Consider the following 17439-nt stretch of genomic DNA (forward strand, 5'->3'; position numbering starts at 1 on the left):
ACCTTTTCACAGTGTTCAAGTGACCCTTAAGGGAGCGGTTGGCCGGCTTTGTCCAACATCACCGGATCACCCAAGCCCATTTGTTTCACCCGTTCCAATTGGGTCTCGGCATCACCGACCACCAAGTAAATCATGTCTGGTTCATGCAAGTGGGTGTTGATCAAGGCATGGGCCTGCTCCAGGTCCATGGCCGCCAACTGCGCTTGTTCCTGCTCCAGATAATCTGTCGGCCACTGGTAGCGGCTGAATTGGGTGACTTCTCCCAACAATTGACCCAGCGTTTCAAAACGGCGGGTGTTGCCTTTGCGCAGCAGATTTTGCGTGGTGGCCAAATCTTCCGCAGCAAAAGTAGCGGCATATTCACCGATCAACTGCTGCACGATTTGCAGGGATTCCAAGGTCACGTTGGTGCGCACTTGGGTGGCCGCCACAAATGCGCCCGGATAATGCTTCCTGGACTGAATGTATGAATAGGCCCCATAGGTGTAGCCCTTGTTGATGCGCAAAGTTTGGGTCAGGCGCGCACTGGAGCCGGTACCCAGGCGGTTGTTGACAATTTCCAACCGGTGAAAGTCTTCATGCATGGCATCAAGGGCCGTTTTACCCACCATCAGCACCGATTGCTTGGCCCCAGGGAAGTCAATGAAGAACAGGCGTTGAGGGTGGTCTTGTTCGGCCACGGTCAAATCGGGCATGGTCACCGCTTGGCGCGACCATTGTCGATCCAATGCGGCCAGTGCCATGGTCACCTCAGCGGCTGAAACCGCGCCGGCCACATGGAATTGTGCGCCTTGGGCACTGAAGTGCTGTTGGTACCATTGGGTTACGTCAGCCAGTGAGATGCGCTGTACATTGGTTTGATCGCCGCCCAGAATCTGGCCGGCCACGTGATCTTCACCATACAACAACTGCATGAACACCTCGTTGGCGATGGTGTTGGGGTTGCCTTTGCTGGATTCGATGCTGGCCAAACGGCGGGTTTTGACCCGTTCAAAATCGGCCTCATCAAACCGCGGCTGCAACAACATCTCAGTCATCAAATCGATGGTGGCCGCAAAATTCCGGGCCAAAGAAGAACCCGACACGGTGATGCCGGTGTGGCTGGCGGTGACGCTGATGGAAGAACCCAACAGGCCAATGGCATCCTCCAACTCGGCCGGTGTTTTCAGTGCCGTGCCTTCATTCAACATGGCGGCCAATAAGGCGGCAGTGCCCTGCTTGTCGCTGGCATCCAGGGCTTGACCGCCTTCAATGCGCAAGGAAAAATTGACCAACGGCACCTCGCGGTGTTCCACCCCATAGACGGCCATGCCTTGAGGGGTCTGAGCCTGCCAAATGGCCGGAGAGCGCATCACCGGTAATTCACCCAACGGTGGCTCCGAGCGATCGTGTTGGGTCGGGGTTTTGACGTATTCGGCATTGGGGTCTTCCACGAATTCTTTTTCTTTGCCCTGGACGATGGCTTCTTCCACCACCGGCGCCTGGCTGGAACCATCCACGATCAAATCAGGCTGAGCTTTCGGCACAAAACTGGTCATGATGTGTGGGCGGTTTTTGATGTATTGTTCATAGACCCGCAGCACATCGGCTTGGGTCACGGCTTTGATGTTTTGGATGTCGGTCAAATAGTAATCGGGATCACCGGCAAATTCTTGGTACAAGCCCAGCTGGTAGGCTTTGTTCAGAACACTGGAGATGCCGTTGTAAAAATTGGTTTCCTGGCGGGCTTTGATTTTGGTCAGGGCCTGCGCACGAATGCCCTCTGTCTCAAACTTGTCCAAGGCGGTTTGTATGGCCAGTTTTACGGCATCCAAATCCACCCCCGCATTGGCCCTGACCCGGATGGTGAAGGTGCCGGCCAATTCTTCTGAACTGTTGTAGGCCGCCACATTGGAAGACAGTTTTTCTCCTTCCACCAAGGTGGTGAACAACGGCGACTGCTTGCCATAAGACAGGATTTCACCCAAGGCATCCAAGGCATAGGCATCCGGGTGGTATTGTTCCACCGTGGGGAACGTCAATCTGAGTTCAGGCAATTGGGCAAAGTTGTCCAGGTGATATAAATTTTTGCTTTCACGCAGTGTCACGGGCATGGGCGCCATGTCTGGCACAGCCGGACCGGCCTTGATTTCACCAAACCAACGCTTGACCGATGCTTTGGTGGCTTCGATGTCGATGTCACCGGCAATCACCAAAGTGGCATTGGCCGGGGTGTAATAGCGGTCATAAAACTCCCTGACATCCGCCAGGGTGGCATTCTGCAAGTCTTCCAAATCACCGATCACGGTCCAATTGTAGGGATGTTCCTCCGGGTACAAGGCTTTCTTGATCACGTGCGATGTGTGACCATAAGGGCGGTTGTCCACCCGCTGTCTTTTCTCATTTTTCACCACCTGTTTTTCCCGTTCCAGGGTGGCTTCTTTGACTGTGTTGATCATGTAGCCAAAACGGTCTGAATCGATCCACATCAGCTTTTCAAAAGCGTCTTTGGGCACCACCTCGTAATAGATCGTGCCGTCACTCCAGGTGCCACCATTGCGGGTTCCGCCCAACTCTGGGATCATTTTGCGGTTGGCCCCCATCGGCACATTCTCAGAATCATTGAACGACATGTGCTCAAAAAAGTGGGCAAAACCGGTGCGGCCTTTTTTCTCACGGCTGGAACCCACATGCACAATGGTGGAAAAGGCCACGATTGGGTCAGAGGTGTCTTGGTGCAAAATCACCGTTAAGCCGTTATCCAGCACCATGGTTTCGTGCTTGATTTCGACCAATGGCGGCGTCGAATCGGCCGTGACCGGTGGCTTTGGCTGACCCGTGGGGCCACAGGCCACCAACAGCAGTAAGGTCAACAGAGAAAAGGCTTGTTTGATCATTTTGGGTGCTCCAATGAGGTTCAGGGGTTCAAAGCAACCATGATAACGGGCATGGCTGCCGGTGGCATGGCACAAAAGTCATGAACGACCGTTGTGTCGCGGGTGCTTACCCGCCTCAGTCAAAGCCCACCATCACCCAATCATGGTCTGATGAGGCGTACGGGTTGGCTTGATAAAAATTTTGGGGCCTGGCTGTGTCTTCACCCAGTGGTTCCATGTTGTAATCAAACTCATGGATCGCCACTGAGTTGATGTGCCACTGGGTCAGGCCTTTGACCCGTTGTTGTGCCGCCTCATTGGCCAACACATAATCCAGTGAACCCACGGCCCCGCGAAAACTGGCGGTCCAGTTTTTGGGGCCCATGTATTGGCCAGCCAAGTTGACAAAGCCCAGCTCATGCAAGGTGACCATCGGATCTTCTTGTTGATAAGAATTGAAGTCCCCGACAATGAAAGTCGCCTGGGCGCCCTGCCCGGTGGGATCGGCGGCCAACCAACGGGCCAATTGTCCAGCCACTTGGACCCGGGTTGGGTTGTAACAACCCTGGCCATCGCCTTGGTCCAAATCAAGCCCTTCGGCATCCCGACAACTCTTGGATTTAAAATGCACGGTGGCCACATTGAACATCCGGTTTTGCGGGTCACTGAAGGTTTGGGCCACCACGACGCGGTTGCGGTGCTCCAGAAAATCTGGATCGGCAGCGGCATTGAGCAAAGCATGGGCGCCGACCGGTTTGACCCGAGCCGGTTGATAGATCAACCCCACTTTGATCACGTCCTCACCCAAGGCACCGGTGTCGATGAAGTCCCATTGGCGCTGCCCGGCTGCTCGATTCAGCCCATCCACCAAGGCTTGGATCGATGCAGTGGCGTTGTTTTCCAACTCCTGAACCCCCAACACCGCTGGATCGGCGGTGTTGATCACGGCCACCAATTTGGCCAATTGACGCCCGAACTCGGCGGCTGAGTCGGCGCCCCGACAGCCAAAATCACGCAAGGGCCCACAGGTCGCATCCTTTTCATCCAGGGTGGTGAAAAAATTTTCCACATTGAACGTGGCCAGCTGCAGCCGCCCTGCAGGTATTGGCGGCACCAATTGGGCGTTGGCCAAAGGTTCACCAAACTGCAATGGCTCAGTGGGCTGCAGTTTGTATTTGCCATAAGCAAAATGCAGCACCCCGGTGGCTGCCACCGATTGGCCCATTTGGATGGCGTTTTTTGCCCCCACGGGGGTTCGGCCATCGGCCCCGGCCACCCAGGGTTGGGGATACTGATTCATGCGGCCGTCATCAATGATCAGGCGATCCCGACTGAGCAAGGCTTGGTGTTGTTTTACTTTGGGTCCGGGTCGATACAACGCCGTGGGACTCAGCAGCAATTGCGATGACACCGTCATTTCACCGTATTTGAGGTAGCTATACACATCGGTGATGACATGGTCTGACAAGTGCACCCGCATGCCTTCTACCGCTTCCAGCTGGGACTGATCCATGGGCAACTGCAAGGCCACCGGTGGCGGTAACAACTGCCCTGACTGACACACAACCAATGACTGCATGGGATTCAGTTGGGTCACCTCGTACTGCTCTGACACCCGACCTTTGATCAACACCTCATCACCGGCCTGCAATACCTGGGTGGCCTGATCATCTCGCACAAACAACCCTTCTGAGGTGTCGTCATGCGAGTCACGGGTGTGGCTTTGGATGAAAAAACCCGACCAGCCATCCGGGCCACGAAAATCGGCCGTCACCACCCCTTTGACCCACACCTCCTGATTGACCCAGGTACTGGCAGACCCCGCCCCCTGAATCTGTGCAATGGGTGTGGTGGTCTGATCACAGACCGCTTGGACGGCTCCGGACATGGTGGTGATTAGGCCCAAAGCGGTTAAATACAATCGTGGTGTCATGGTGGTGGTCAAATGATTAAAGGCCACATGATACCACGCTGGTGGGCACAAACAGATGACAAAAAAAACCCAGGTACAGATCCTGGGTTAAGGGGGGAATGCGGATCTTTCGATCCCATGAAAAATAAACATAAACCTGCAGGCACAGCGTCGCTGTTGGGTTCATTGGCGCAGTTTAACACCACTTCTCAAAGGCAAATGTGAACCTGTGTAAAATGTCACTGTGTCACAAAAAACAGGCATTTTTCTGTTATATTGGGTCACGAATGGGCCGTTTCCATCTGGATTCTGGTCGATTCTTCGTTTTTATAACAGGAGGAGAACAACATGCAATTGCTCAAAGTATCAGGCTTGACCCTGGTGTTTATGTTCGGTTTGGTGGGCTGTGGTGATGAGGCTGATAAAGCCGACAGCGCCATGGACAAAGCCAAATCGGAAGTCCAAAAAACCGCTGATCAGGCCAAAGACAAAGCCACCGAGATGGTTGATGCGGCCAAAGACAGCGCCAGCGATGCGGCCGATGCAGTCCAAGACATGGCTGAAGATGCCGCCGATCAAGCGGCCGACATGTACGAAGACGCCAAAGATGCGGCCAGTGATATGTCTGAAGACGCGGCTGATCAAGCCGCCGACCTGTATGAGGACGCCAAAGACGCGGCCACAGACATGGCCGAGGACGCCAAAGACCAAGCCACCGAAATGACTGAAGCGGCCGCCGAGAAGGTCAATGAAATGACCGATGAGGCGATGGAAAAAACCAAAGAAATGACCGAAGCGGCCAAAGCAGAAGCCGCCGAGGTGGTTGAAGAGGCCAAGGACAAAGCGAAAGAAATGGCCGATGACGACGACACCGACACCTGATGTCTCACTGATCCATTCAGCTCAAAAAAAACCGCCCTCATCGGCGGTTTTTTTTGGGTCTTGAAATCAGTCAATGACGCAACACACAAAACCCATGCATCAGCCCTGCACACTGAATGAAATGGAGGCTTGCTGGGCACTGGAATCAATCACTTGAAGCCGGTAAAACCCGGGTTTCAGGCCTTGTAAAATCACTTCGGTGCTTTGTTGTGGCAACAATTGACCATTGAGGAACCAATGATTGAGCCCTTGTGAACCGGCCACTTGCAAATGAACCGCCGAAATCGCCATGGACGACACCTCCGGATACAACACCGCTTGATCATGAATACCCAATATTTCTAATTTGTTGGCCGATGCCAATAAGCGACACTCAGGACTGAATGGCGGCAGCAGCTGCTCACGCTTCAGGTGCTTGGGCAACCAAGGCTCCAACACCAATGGCCACAGGGTCACCGACTGGGTGGTGGTTTGTGCGGGGGCGCATTGCGGGGTCACCTGCCGGCCGGTCAAGGCATCGATCATCACTGGATGGGTCTCGGTGGCAAACACCTGACTCATGGGATCAGATAAAGTGGGCGGGGCCACCCCATCCAGCAGATAGGCGGTTTTTTTCATGTGGCAAGCGGCGCTGTCTTGCTGACTGGCTCGATAACCCAGCGGCCAACAGATGGTGGCTTGCTCCACCGTGAATGGTTGCTCGATGGGGACATGCCAGGCATCAGGCACCATGGCCAACACTTGGTTCAACAAGGGCACCGCGGCATTCCGCCCGGTGTTGTTTTCCAAATAAGAACCATCCGGCTGGCCCACCCACACCCCAACAGTGATCCGTTGGTTGCTGGCCAACACCCAAGCATCCCGGTTGCCAAAACTGGTCCCTGTTTTGAAGGCAATGCCCGGTTTCTGCAGCAAGTGACGTTGTTGTAAGTGGTGGTTCAAGGGGGCTTGCGACAAGACCTGTTGGATGATCCAGGCCGCTCCCTCGCTGAGCAAGGGGAATTGGCTGGTTGGGTCATGGGCACTGAACCGCAATGGCCCGGCCTGACCTTGACGACCCAAGGCGGCAAACACCCCAGTCAATTGTTCCATGGACACGCTGCCACCGCCCAAAGCCAAGGACAAATTGGGTTGGGCCTGGCTCGGCATGTGGATGTCCAAGCCGGCGTTTTTCATGCCCACATAGAACGCTTCGGGGCTGAGTTGATCCAGCACTTGCACCGCCGGCATGTTCAACGATCGCGTCAAGGCCTGGGTCACGCTGACTGGGCCTGAAAATTCATCGGTGAAATTTCTGGGTCGGTAGCCAGCGAATGAGTGCGGCACGTCAAACAACAGCGATTGTGAGTGAATCAAACCTTGATCCAAGGCCATGCCATAGATAAACGGTTTCAAGGTTGAGCCGGGTGACCGGCGGGCCTGGACCATGTCCACAAAGCCTTGGCGCTCATTATTGAGGTATTCGGCACTGCCCAAATAGGCCAGCACCGACAGGTCTTGGTTGTCCACCACCAAAATGGCCGCTGAAACCTGATCGGCATGCAGTTTGATGTGGTCTTTGAGCATCCACTCCAAGGCGGTTTGCAAGCGCAGGTCGACGGTGGCTTGGATCAAGGCCTGGTCTGGATGCTGTTGGCGCAAACGTTGGGCCAATAAGGGGGCTTTCATCGGGCGCGTGTTGTAAGTGGCCCAAACCGCTTCTTGTTGGGCCTCGGCCACTTGCTGTGGTGACCACACGCCCTGCTCAAGCAACCGGTTCAGCACCTTGTCGCGCGCTTGTTGCGCCCGTTGTGGATAGCGATCAGGGCGGTAACGACTGGGGGCTTGGGGCAACACCGCCAACAACGCGGCTTCAGAATGGCTTAACTCGCTGGCGGGTTTGCCCAAATAGGCGTAACTGGCTGCTTGCACCCCTTCGATGGTGCCACCGAATGGCGCGTAGTTGAGGTAAAAAGTCAGGATTTCTTCCTTGCTGTAATGCCACTCCAGCTGCATGGCCCGAAACATTTGGGTCAATTTGCCAGCCACCGTCTTTTCATGCGGTTTGAGGATGCGGGCCACTTGCATGGTCAAGGTGGAAGCCCCAGAAACAAAGCGGTCGGATTGGATGCGTTGCCACAAGGCCCGAATCACCGCCAGTGGGTTGACCCCAAAATGCCGGTAAAAATGCCGGTCCTCATAATTCACCAACGCTTCAATATACCGGGGAGAGACCTCGGCCACGCTGACGGGGTAACGCCAAATGCCGTCGGCATCGGCAAAGGCCCGCAGGGGCTGGCCGGAGCGGTCCACCACCACTTGCGCAAAATGCCGCCGCTCAAATTCAGCCATGGGCAACGGCCAGATTCGATCCATAAGCCAAAACACAAACACCAGCAACAGCGCCGCTGCCAAGCAACGCTTGCTGATTTTGCCCAAAGTGTGACCGAGGTGGCGACTCATGCTCGTGGTGTCAGGGTTTGACTGGATCAACCACCAGCTGACCCAAATCATCCGAGGTGGCCCTGATTTCCGGCCGGTACATGTCTTCAATCAAAGCCGGTGGAATCACATAGGTTCCTGGGGTCACGGCCCTGGCCAAATAAAACACATGGGCATTTTGGTAACTGGACAAGGTCAAGGCTGCCACAAAACGGTCGTCCCTGAACTCACTGTGTTTGATGCGGGTGTATTGCCCCCAATCACGCACATATTTGCCATCAACTTTGATGTCATCCAATTTCAACGCATGCTCCAGATTTTGATTTTCCAGTTCCAAACCGGCCGGCAACAAATCAACCAGCAAGGCATCTGGCAGGTAGTTGTAGGCCTCTTCCAAAGACATTTCCACATGCACCAACAACACGTCCCCGGATTTGATTTGGCGCAGGTCCACATGGTTGCCATTGAGGTCGAAATATTTTTTGCGCACCACCATGCCGTTGTTTTCTGTGCGGTGTTGCTGCAGATAGCCGTGATACTTCACATCCAGAAACACGGGTTTGTCGCCGGTGTTTTCAATGGTCACATCGGTTTTGGTGTCCAGACCGCGCCAAACCCGGGTGAAATCCTGCGCTTGTTTGACTGCACCGGTTTGCTCACCCCGGATGAGGGCAATTTGCCATTCGCTGCCGATCGCATTGGCTTGTTTCAGTTGTTTGGAAGTTTTGAACAAGGCACTGCGTTCTTGGGTCGACAACCAGCTGCGGTTGGCCACATCTTCCTGTAGGGGTGTGATCAGGTCCAAGGTTGATTGGCTCATCTGGTTCATCAAGGGGCTTTGGGCCCCCAGGGCGATCACTTCGGCATAGTCCCGAATCTTGGAACCGTAATCACCGTAATAATCGTAGCGGTTCCTTTGCCATTTGAAATCCACCACTTGCAACCAGGCAGTCTCGGCCCGGCGGTTGTCGCCCATCAGTTCCAAACCACGGGCCAAGTGGGCCAAAGGCAATGGACTTTGGGCTTGGTCCGCAAAGTCATCATACAAGCGCCTGAGGTCTTGCAAGCCAACCTGTTTCATTTCTGCCAGGACATACGCGGCATAGGCTTTGTATGAAATCTCAAAATGATTGCGGTGGGACAGGTACTGGGCCAAGTTGGAATCGATGCTGGCCGGTTGGCGGAGGTAATTCTGCAACCGCGTGATCGCCTGATTCAGCGGCTGCTCGGGCACCTCATACCCCAGTTTTTTCGCCCTGACCAAAAAATCAGTGACAAACACAGTCAACCAATACTCCTCAGGGTTGTTTTCCGACCACAGGCCAAAACCACCGCTGTACAGTTGCATGCCCAACAAGCGGCTGATGGCCTGGTTGATGATGGTGTGGCGCTGATCGTACAGCTCAGTTTTGCTGACCCCTGTCTGGGGGCCAAAATCTGACTCATCGGCCAACAACAAGGGCCAGGCGCGACTGGAGGTCTGCTCCAAACAACCATAGGGGTACTGCAACAACTGCTGCAGGTGTTCAGCCCGATTCAGCACCGGCGTGTCAGAAACTTGCAGCACGGCTTTCAGGTTGGCGGCATCAAACTTGCCATAATGGGAGTCATCCAACTCCAAGCTTTCGCCCAACTTCAAGGTGGTTTTGTATTGGTCAGTCACCGCTGGCATGGCCGGACGCAAACCCAATTGCCAGCTGCGCTCCAAGGCAAACCCAGCAGCGGACTGGGCGCTGACCTGGATGCGGCCCAAGCCTCGGTGGGCTTGACCCATTAAGGGGATTGGCACCACTTTTTTCTCATCACCAGCCAACGACCACTGGAACTGCGCGGTTTCACCACCCAATTCTGCATCCACCTTGACTGCCAGCGTCAACTCGGTGGGACCGTCTTCGGTGTTGTGCACCTCTAAGGTGGCATGGGTGGCATCGCCTTTGGCCAAAAACCGGGGCATGGATGTTTCCACCACGATCGGCGCTTTGATCTTGATGCGGCTGTCTGCACCCGAATACTGGTGGGCATTGAAGGCCATGGCCATCAACCTGAGTTCACCATTGAAATAAGGAATGGGCAAGGTGATTTCGGCCTCACCATTGGCATCAAATGCCACTTTTTCGGTCAACAGGGAAACGATTTGTACGTCGGCTTGGGCCTCATCCCCGCCCCGGGCGATGTCGGCATCGCCGCCAAACTTTTGCCGGGCCGTGTTGGCATCAATCATCTCGATCAAAGCGCCATAGACATCCCTGAGCGCGGGAAAATACCGGCGCTCGGCAAAGAACCATTCAAAGGGTTTGGGGGTGACAAAGTTGCTCACATTCAGCACCCCGGTATCCACCGCAGCCAAGGTCACATAAGTGGTTTGGTTGGGGTCGGCGTGTTGGGTTTTTACCGTCACCGTCAACGGCTCATCTGGCAGCGATGTGGCCGGATGAATCAGTTCCACTTGCAGGTTGCGGTCAGCCCGATGCAATGGCAGGTGGATCACGCCCAAAGCCCGCTTGGGCAAATGATCACGCGCACCCAAGCTTTCGCCGGCTTTGATCACCATCACACTGGCATGCAAATCATGCCGCTGCCAGCTGGCATCAATCGGTATTTGAATCTCTTGTTGGGCTTGGTCCATGGTGATCGTCTGGTGCCACAGAATCTCGTCACTTTCCACCGTGACCAAAGCAGTTCCGACATAAGGAGCGGTGATGGTCAAAGTCGCTGGCGTACCGGCGCTCAGGTCATCGGCTTGCCAAGCCAGTTTGACTTGATCAGGCTTCTCACCACTGGCGGCATAAGGGTCATACCAACGCCAACCGGAAAAGAAGCGATAACTGGAGATCAATGTTTGGTCCTGGGTTCTGACCTCAACCCGATAACTGCCGTAATCCAACGGCAAAGTCAGTACATTGGAGCCGCTTGCTTCAATGTGGGTCACCGCGTGAAACACGGGCACCTCTTGGCTGCTGTTGCGGTAATTCCAGCCATCATCGCCCCAATGCCAGTAACGTTCGCGGTTTTCTTGGATCAACAACACTTCGGCATGCGGCACTTCAATGGCTGCACCGGTCCGATCCACCGCCAACAGTTCGATTGAATTGACTTGGTTGGGACTGGCGAAACGCCCGTCCCACATCGGCTTGATGCCAATGACCAATTCCTGTGGCCAGATGTATTGGTTGATGCTGCGGGCAATCGGCCGGCCGCCTGACTCATAGACATTGACGTGGCTGCTGACTTGCAGGGGGAACTGGGTTGAATGCCAACGTTTGGGCAACGCCAAGGCCGCAGACCCCGAATCACTCAAAGTGGCGGCATCGGTGGTGAAATTGGTTTCATATTGGGTGTCGTGATTGGAACCGAAATGAAAATCTTCATGGTCGTCAAACAAGCGGGTGGTCGCCTTCACACTCACCGTGGCATCATAGCGGTTGCCGGCAGCCGGCGCCCCATACAAGTAGTCACTTTGGATGTGGATGACGGGTTGTTCTGCCAACGGCACATGGGCCGAATCATTGCCCACGGACAAATCCAGCTTCAAGCGTTCCGGCAAGAAGTCCTCCACCGCGAAGGGGTAATTGAAGGTCTGGTCATTGGCCAACTTGGCCTGGAATGACCACTGTCCGGTCATGGCATCGTTGGGCAAGTCAAATTCGGTCTGGTAAAAGGACAGGTCGTCACCCAGCCAACTGAATTCTTTGAACACCCGGCTGTCGGGGCGACTGATCTTCACCCGGACCGGACTGGCTGTGACCAACTGACCATCGGCGTCCCGCAACAAGCCATTGATGTTGACCGTTTCACCGGGCCGGAACAAATCCCTGGGCGCATACAGAAACAATTCCTGCGGTTGGTAATGGCGGTGTGATAGCTTGAATTCTGACAAGTCCAATTTGGGTTGATGTAGGCGAATTAAGTTGCTGTTGTCACCATGACTGGCCAACAAATAATGCATCTTGTGAGGCTTGGACACATCCAGTTTCACGAATCCTTGGGCATCGGTGACGCCAGCATTCAGGGCTTTGCCCTGATTGTCATACACCGTGATCTGCACATCGGCATAGCTGTCGGCCGCTGGCAAGCGATGGGCAAACACCGCCACCGATTGGCGATAGACCCGGGTGTGTAATCCGATGTCAGTTTGCATGAACCAGGTTGAAGCAAACTCATAGTCATACAAATCATCGGGCATCAGGGTCACGAAGTAAGTGCCCGCTGGCTTGATGGCCTCGATGTCACCAATGGGCAGGTTGTGGTTTTCCAGCTTGTTTTTGGTTTGATCCAAATCGTAATGGCTGGTGTAAACCAAATCAGCCATGCGATTCAATTGTTTCAGGCTGTAGATGTCGCGTTTGTTGGGGTGCTGTAAAAACACATGCAATTGTTCCGGCTTGATGCGCCAGAATTTCACTTCCACGGCATCCACATTGACCGCTTCTATCGGCAAATGACGGTCGGTTTTTAGCAAAGTGTTGCCTTGGGACAAAAACCGCGCCGACTTTTTTTGCGATTGGGTTTGGATGGTTTTCTTGGTGGCTTGCGAGAGGATTTTGCCATTGGCACTGACCAGAGATTGTCCCACCTCAACCACATATTCGGTGTCCGCTTCAATGAATGGATCGTACAGGGCCATGCGGTTGTTGCTGAAAATCCAATGACTGTCGACGGGCGCACCTTGGGACCGCACCCGAATCAAGTGCGACCAATCCTGATCGGGTTTCAGCGGCAGGTTGAAGTTGATCTGCAAGGCACTGGTGTTGTCATAAATCCCTTCAGTGATGCTGAGCACTTTGAATGGTGTTTGCTCATTGACCACCAGCTCGGCCGGTGCCGCTGCTGCAATGGCCGCTGGGTCACTGGCGGCGGGTTGTGCGGTGATGGCTTCTTCGCTGGCGGCGTCAGTTTGTTCGGTGCGGCTGTCTTGGCCACAGGCCACCAAGCACAAACATAAAATCAAGGCGTGAATGTGTTTCATGAACTTTTTAATCTCTGGTTTGATGTGAATGGCTTGAGTATATAAAAGATGTCTGTTGTTTTTATGTTTTATTGTGGCAATTGTGTGGCAAACCCGGCTGTTGCCGAATGCATCACATTTTTTCGGCCCAACAAAACTTTATAAGAATAGATTGAGTCTGATGGGTCTTTGAGCCACAATACGGCTGACTCAGTGGAACTGTTTATGAACTTACCCCTATTTATTGGACTCAGGTACACCAAAGCCAAACGCAAGAATCATTTCATTTCGTTCATCTCTTTGATTTCGATGGCCGGCATTGCGCTGGGGGTGATGACCGTCATCGTGGTGATTTCGGTGATGAATGGTTTCAACAAGGAATTCCAACAACGCATGCTCAGCACGGTGTCGCATGCCACCATCTCAGCCTTCAAAGGCGAGCACCTGAACGAATGGCAGAATGCCGTTGACCGGGTGACCGATCAACCCCAGGTCTTGGGGGCCGCACCCTACATCCAAACCGAAGGCATGTTGCAAGGGTTTCGCACCGAAGGTGCGCTGATTCAGGGGGTCTTGCCGGCCTTGGAACGGCAGGTCACTGAATTTCAAGAGGCCATGCAATACGGCACTTTGGAAGACCTGCAAGACGGCGAATTTAACATCATATTGGGGGTCGATTTGGCGGCCCACCTGGGGGTCATTCCGGGTGACACCGTGATGCTCTACGTGCCTGAGTTCAGGACCACCGCAGTCGGGGTCACCCCACGGCTCAAACGCTTCACCGTATCGGGGATTTTTGAAGTGGGCATGTATGAATATGATTTCAAACTGGCCCTGGTGCACCTGGAAGACGCCAGAAAACTGTTGCGCATGCCGACTGGGTCGGCCGAAGGGGTGCGCATCAAAGTCGATGATTTGATGCAAGCACCGCGCATTGCCCGCGACCTGGCCCCTGAGTTGGATGGCTTTTACCGCATTCGTGACTGGACCCAGGAGCACGTCAACTTTTTCAAAGCCACCCGCACCGAACGCATGGTGATGTTCATCATTTTGTCGATGATTGTGGCGGTGGCGGCCTTCAACATCCTCTCCACCTTGGTGATGCTGGTTACCGAGAAACAAGCGGATGTGGCCATCTTGCGGACTTTGGGCATGTCCGGGGCCCAAATCATGGGCATTTTCATGGTCACGGGTACCTTGATCGGTTTGATTGGGACCACCATCGGCACCATCGCGGGCATCTTGTTTGCCATCAACATCAACAGCATCATCCAAACCTTGGAGGGCTGGTTCAACACCGAATTCTTGTCCAAAGACGTGTATTACATCACCGAAATATCAGCCGACTTACAAACCACAGACGTGGTGACCATCGTCTCCATTGCCTTTGGCTTGTCGATCTTGGCCACTTTGTACCCGGCATGGCGGGCATCACGGGTGGCACCAGCGGAGGCTTTGCGTTATGAATGATCAAGCCGTGTTGCAATGTCAGAACCTGGCCAAACATTTCACCGATGGCCAGCGCAAAATTCAGATCTTTGAACAATTGAATTTCCAGGTCAAAGCCGGGGAAACCGTGGCCATCATGGGCGCCTCCGGCACCGGTAAAAGCACCCTGTTGCATTTGCTGGGGGGACTGGACACACCCACCGCCGGTGACATCTTCATTCAAGGCCAAGCGATGTCGTCACTGAACAGCAAACAACGCGGCCGCTTGCGCAATCAATACCTGGGGTTTGTCTATCAATTCCATCATTTGTTGCCCGAGTTTTCGGCCCTGGAAAATGTCATGATGCCGTTGTTGATTGCCAAAACCCCCAGCGCCAAAGCCCGCCAAACCGCGCAGGACATTTTGGCTCAAGTCGGCTTATCCGAACGCCTGAGTCACCGCCCGGCACAACTTTCCGGTGGTGAAAGGCAGCGTGCGGCCATTGCGCGGGCCATGGTCACCCAACCGGCTTGCATCTTGGCCGATGAGCCGACCGGCAACCTCGATGAAGACACCGCCAGTGCAGTGATGCGCCTGTTTCTGGACCTCAAACAACAGTTTCAAACGGCTTTGGTGGTGGTCACCCACGATCAGAAAGTCGCCAACTTGATGGACCACAATTACTTGCTCAGACATGGAGAGCTGGCACTTGCGCCGCCATGAAGCCAGTCATGGATCACTGAAACCAGTCCACGCCCTGGCCTGTTTGCTGGGCGCGAGTCAAATCCTGTGGTTGCCCAGCATCACCGAAACGGCTTTGTTCGGCTTGGCTGCCTGTTGCCTCGTTTTGGCCTGGGCGGCGGTGTTTCACCACCGCCATTGGGCGCTGGCCTGGTGGTTGGTGACGGGTTTGCTTTGGGCCCTGTTACACGCCCACCAACAAAACCAGCAACAACACCCCAATCCCAGCCAAGCGAGCCTCACGGTGCGGGTGGACAGTTTGCCCAAAACCACCCCCAACAAAGTCAGTTTCATCGGCACCGATCCAACCAGTGGCCGACAATACCAATTCAGCCACTATGCCAACCAAGCCCTGCCCCATTACCAAAGCGGCCATTGGTATCAACTCGAAGTCAACATCAAACCCCCACATGGCACCGCCAACGGGGTCGGCTTTGACCGTGAGAAATGGCTGTTCAGACATGGCATTGATGGTTTGGCCAGCATCAAACACAGCGCCCCCTTGCCGGCCTTGAATCCCACCGGCCAGACCATCAATGGCTGGCGCCAGGCTTGGTCTGAACGCCTTGATCAGGCCTTCATCCAGCCCCGGGTCAATGCCTTGGTGCAAGCGCTGACCATCGGTGACAAAACCCATTTCTCGGCCAGCGACCGAAATTTGTTTCAACAAACCGGCACCGCCCACCTGATTGCCATTTCCGGCCTGCACATCGGCATGGTGGCTTGGGTCGGTTGGCTGCTTGGGGCTTGGCTGTATCGGCTGTGGCCGCAACCACGCATCACCCGACCTTTGTTACAAGTGGTGCTGGGCTTGTTGTTGGCCGCGGCCTATGCCGCCTTGGCCGGCTTCACAGTGGCCACCCAACGGGCCTTGGTGATGTTGTTGGTTTATGGCCTGATGCGGCTGTCCAGGCGCCCGACTTGGGGCTGGGATGTGTGGTCGGTCAGCTTGTTGGTGGTGCTGTTGTTGGACCCCATGCAGGTGCTGGACGCGGGTTTTTGGTTGTCATTCACGGCGGTGGCCATTTTGATTTTGGCGTTTGCTGGACAGGCGGCCAACAGCAACCGCTGGTGGGTCTTCACCCGCATGCAATTCATCCTGTTGCTGGGCATGTTGCCATTGAGCCTGTTGCTGTTCACCCGAATTAATCTGCTTGGGCCCTGGGTCAACCTGTTGATGATCCCTTTGATGACCTTCGTGCTGGTGCCGCTGTTGCTGCTGTTGTTGCTGTTGGGCAGTGTGTGGGCAACCTTCCCAGGCTGGCTGGTCACCGCCATTGACTGGGTCAGTCTGCAGCTGCTGCATTGCTTGGATTGGTTCCATCAATTCGATGGCTGGTCGGTGGTTTGGGGCGTACCCCACGGCTGGCAGTTCCTGCTCATCGTGGCTGGGGTGCTGTGGTTGTTGTTGCCGCGGGCGGTGCCACAACGCGCCTGGGGGCTGTTGTTGCTGGTTCTGGGCTTGATCCGGCCACCCAATGCCATCCCCCACGGCCACCTGCAGGCCCATTTTTTGGATGTGGGCCAGGCTTTGTCGGTGCTGATCAGGACCCAAAACCACAATTTGCTGTACGATGTGGGTGCGGCACACGACAGCGGCTTCAACCTGGCCGATGCGGTGGTCATTCCATACTTACAACAACAGCACATTGGACAACTCGATGCGCTGGTGCTGTCCCACCGGGACAATGACCATTCAGGGGCTGCCAATGCTTTGTTGAGACAAGTACCAACCGACATGGTTTGGGGCACCGAAGACCATCACCAAGCCTGTGTGGCTGGTCAGCGGTGGCAGTGGGACGGGGTGACTTTTGAATTTCTCAGCCCCTTGAATCTCACACCTTATTTGCGCAACAACAGTTCCTGTGTGTTGAAAATCAGCAATGCTTCACACAGCCTGTTGCTGCCCGGTGACATTGAAGCCCCGGTCGAATACCGCTTGACCCAACAAGCGCCTGAGACCATCAATGCCGACGTGATGTTGATGCCCCATCACGGCAGCAAAACCTCCTCCACCGATGCCTTCCTTGATGCCGTCAATCCCAGTTGGGTGATCAATTCATCCGGGGCCCACAACCCATTCAATCACCCTGCGCCCACCGTCGTTCAACGCTATACCGACCGGGCCATGCCCATCCTCGACACCCAACAGCATGGCTTGCTCCAATGGCACAGCCACCCGACACCACACACGCGGTCTTACCGCGCGCGGCACCAACGAATTTGGCGCGCAAAAAAGCCCGAATGAATCGGG

General features: G+C 54.8%; 8 protein-coding genes. 4 read left to right on the plus strand and 4 right to left on the minus strand.

The features are described from left to right. Window positions 1-26: 26 nt before the first annotated feature. Both K7G70_RS13595 and K7G70_RS13600 read right to left on the minus strand, forming a co-directional pair. Window positions 27-2876 (minus strand): M16 family metallopeptidase, encoded by a 2850-nt coding sequence (locus K7G70_RS13595; protein ID WP_223789206.1) that lies wholly within the window; start codon window positions 2874-2876, stop codon window positions 27-29. Window positions 2877-2991: 115 nt separating this feature from the next. Then, window positions 2992-4788, minus strand: coding sequence for an ExeM/NucH family extracellular endonuclease (locus K7G70_RS13600; protein ID WP_223789207.1), 1797 nt, complete (start codon window positions 4786-4788; stop codon window positions 2992-2994). Between the two features lie 327 nt (window positions 4789-5115). Between K7G70_RS13600 and K7G70_RS13605 the strand changes: the two genes are divergently transcribed. Continuing rightward, window positions 5116-5649 (plus strand): hypothetical protein, encoded by a 534-nt coding sequence (locus tag K7G70_RS13605; protein ID WP_223789208.1) that lies wholly within the window; start codon window positions 5116-5118, stop codon window positions 5647-5649. Between the two features lie 99 nt (window positions 5650-5748). Here the strand turns inward: K7G70_RS13605 and pbpC are convergent, their stop codons facing one another. Then, a complete protein-coding gene (gene pbpC / locus K7G70_RS13610; RefSeq protein ID WP_223789209.1) occupies window positions 5749-8091 on the minus strand; it encodes a penicillin-binding protein 1C in 2343 nt (780 codons plus the stop codon). A 10-nt stretch (window positions 8092-8101) separates the two neighbouring features. Next, a complete protein-coding gene (locus K7G70_RS13615; protein ID WP_223789210.1) occupies window positions 8102-13036 on the minus strand; it encodes an alpha-2-macroglobulin family protein in 4935 nt (1644 codons plus the stop codon). Window positions 13037-13234: 198 nt separating this feature from the next. Here K7G70_RS13615 and K7G70_RS13620 point away from each other — a divergent pair, with 198 nt between their 5' ends. The 3 genes from K7G70_RS13620 to K7G70_RS13630 are packed head-to-tail and all read left to right on the plus strand — an operon-like array spanning window position 13235 to window position 17433. Further along, window positions 13235-14485, plus strand: coding sequence for a lipoprotein-releasing ABC transporter permease subunit (locus K7G70_RS13620; protein WP_488801388.1), 1251 nt, complete (start codon window positions 13235-13237; stop codon window positions 14483-14485). Further along, window positions 14478-15167, plus strand: coding sequence for a lipoprotein-releasing ABC transporter ATP-binding protein LolD (lolD, locus tag K7G70_RS13625; protein WP_223789212.1), 690 nt, complete (start codon window positions 14478-14480; stop codon window positions 15165-15167). The genes K7G70_RS13620 and lolD overlap by 8 nt, the downstream gene beginning before the upstream one ends. Then, window positions 15139-17433, plus strand: a complete 2295-nt coding sequence (locus K7G70_RS13630) for a DNA internalization-related competence protein ComEC/Rec2 (RefSeq protein WP_223789213.1) — start codon at window positions 15139-15141, stop codon at window positions 17431-17433. The genes lolD and K7G70_RS13630 overlap by 29 nt, the downstream gene beginning before the upstream one ends. Window positions 17434-17439 lie beyond the last annotated feature (6 nt).

This window comes from Marinicella meishanensis (assembly GCF_019931145.1).
Classification (GTDB): domain Bacteria; phylum Pseudomonadota; class Gammaproteobacteria; order Xanthomonadales; family Marinicellaceae; genus Marinicella; species Marinicella meishanensis.

Excerpts from the sequence above, each read along its gene's own strand:
- lolD (WP_223789212.1), top strand. The coding sequence starts at position 14,478 with ATGAATGATCAAGCCGTGTTGCAATGTCAGAACCTGGCCAAACATTTC.
- K7G70_RS13595 (WP_223789206.1), bottom strand. The coding sequence starts at position 2,876 with ATGATCAAACAAGCCTTTTCTCTGTTGACCTTACTGCTGTTGGTGGCC.
- K7G70_RS13615 (WP_223789210.1), bottom strand. The coding sequence starts at position 13,036 with ATGAAACACATTCACGCCTTGATTTTATGTTTGTGCTTGGTGGCCTGT.
- K7G70_RS13605 (WP_223789208.1), top strand. The coding sequence starts at position 5,116 with ATGCAATTGCTCAAAGTATCAGGCTTGACCCTGGTGTTTATGTTCGGT.
- pbpC (WP_223789209.1), bottom strand. The coding sequence starts at position 8,091 with ATGAGTCGCCACCTCGGTCACACTTTGGGCAAAATCAGCAAGCGTTGC.
- K7G70_RS13630 (WP_223789213.1), top strand. The coding sequence starts at position 15,139 with ATGGAGAGCTGGCACTTGCGCCGCCATGAAGCCAGTCATGGATCACTG.
- K7G70_RS13600 (WP_223789207.1), bottom strand. The coding sequence starts at position 4,788 with ATGACACCACGATTGTATTTAACCGCTTTGGGCCTAATCACCACCATG.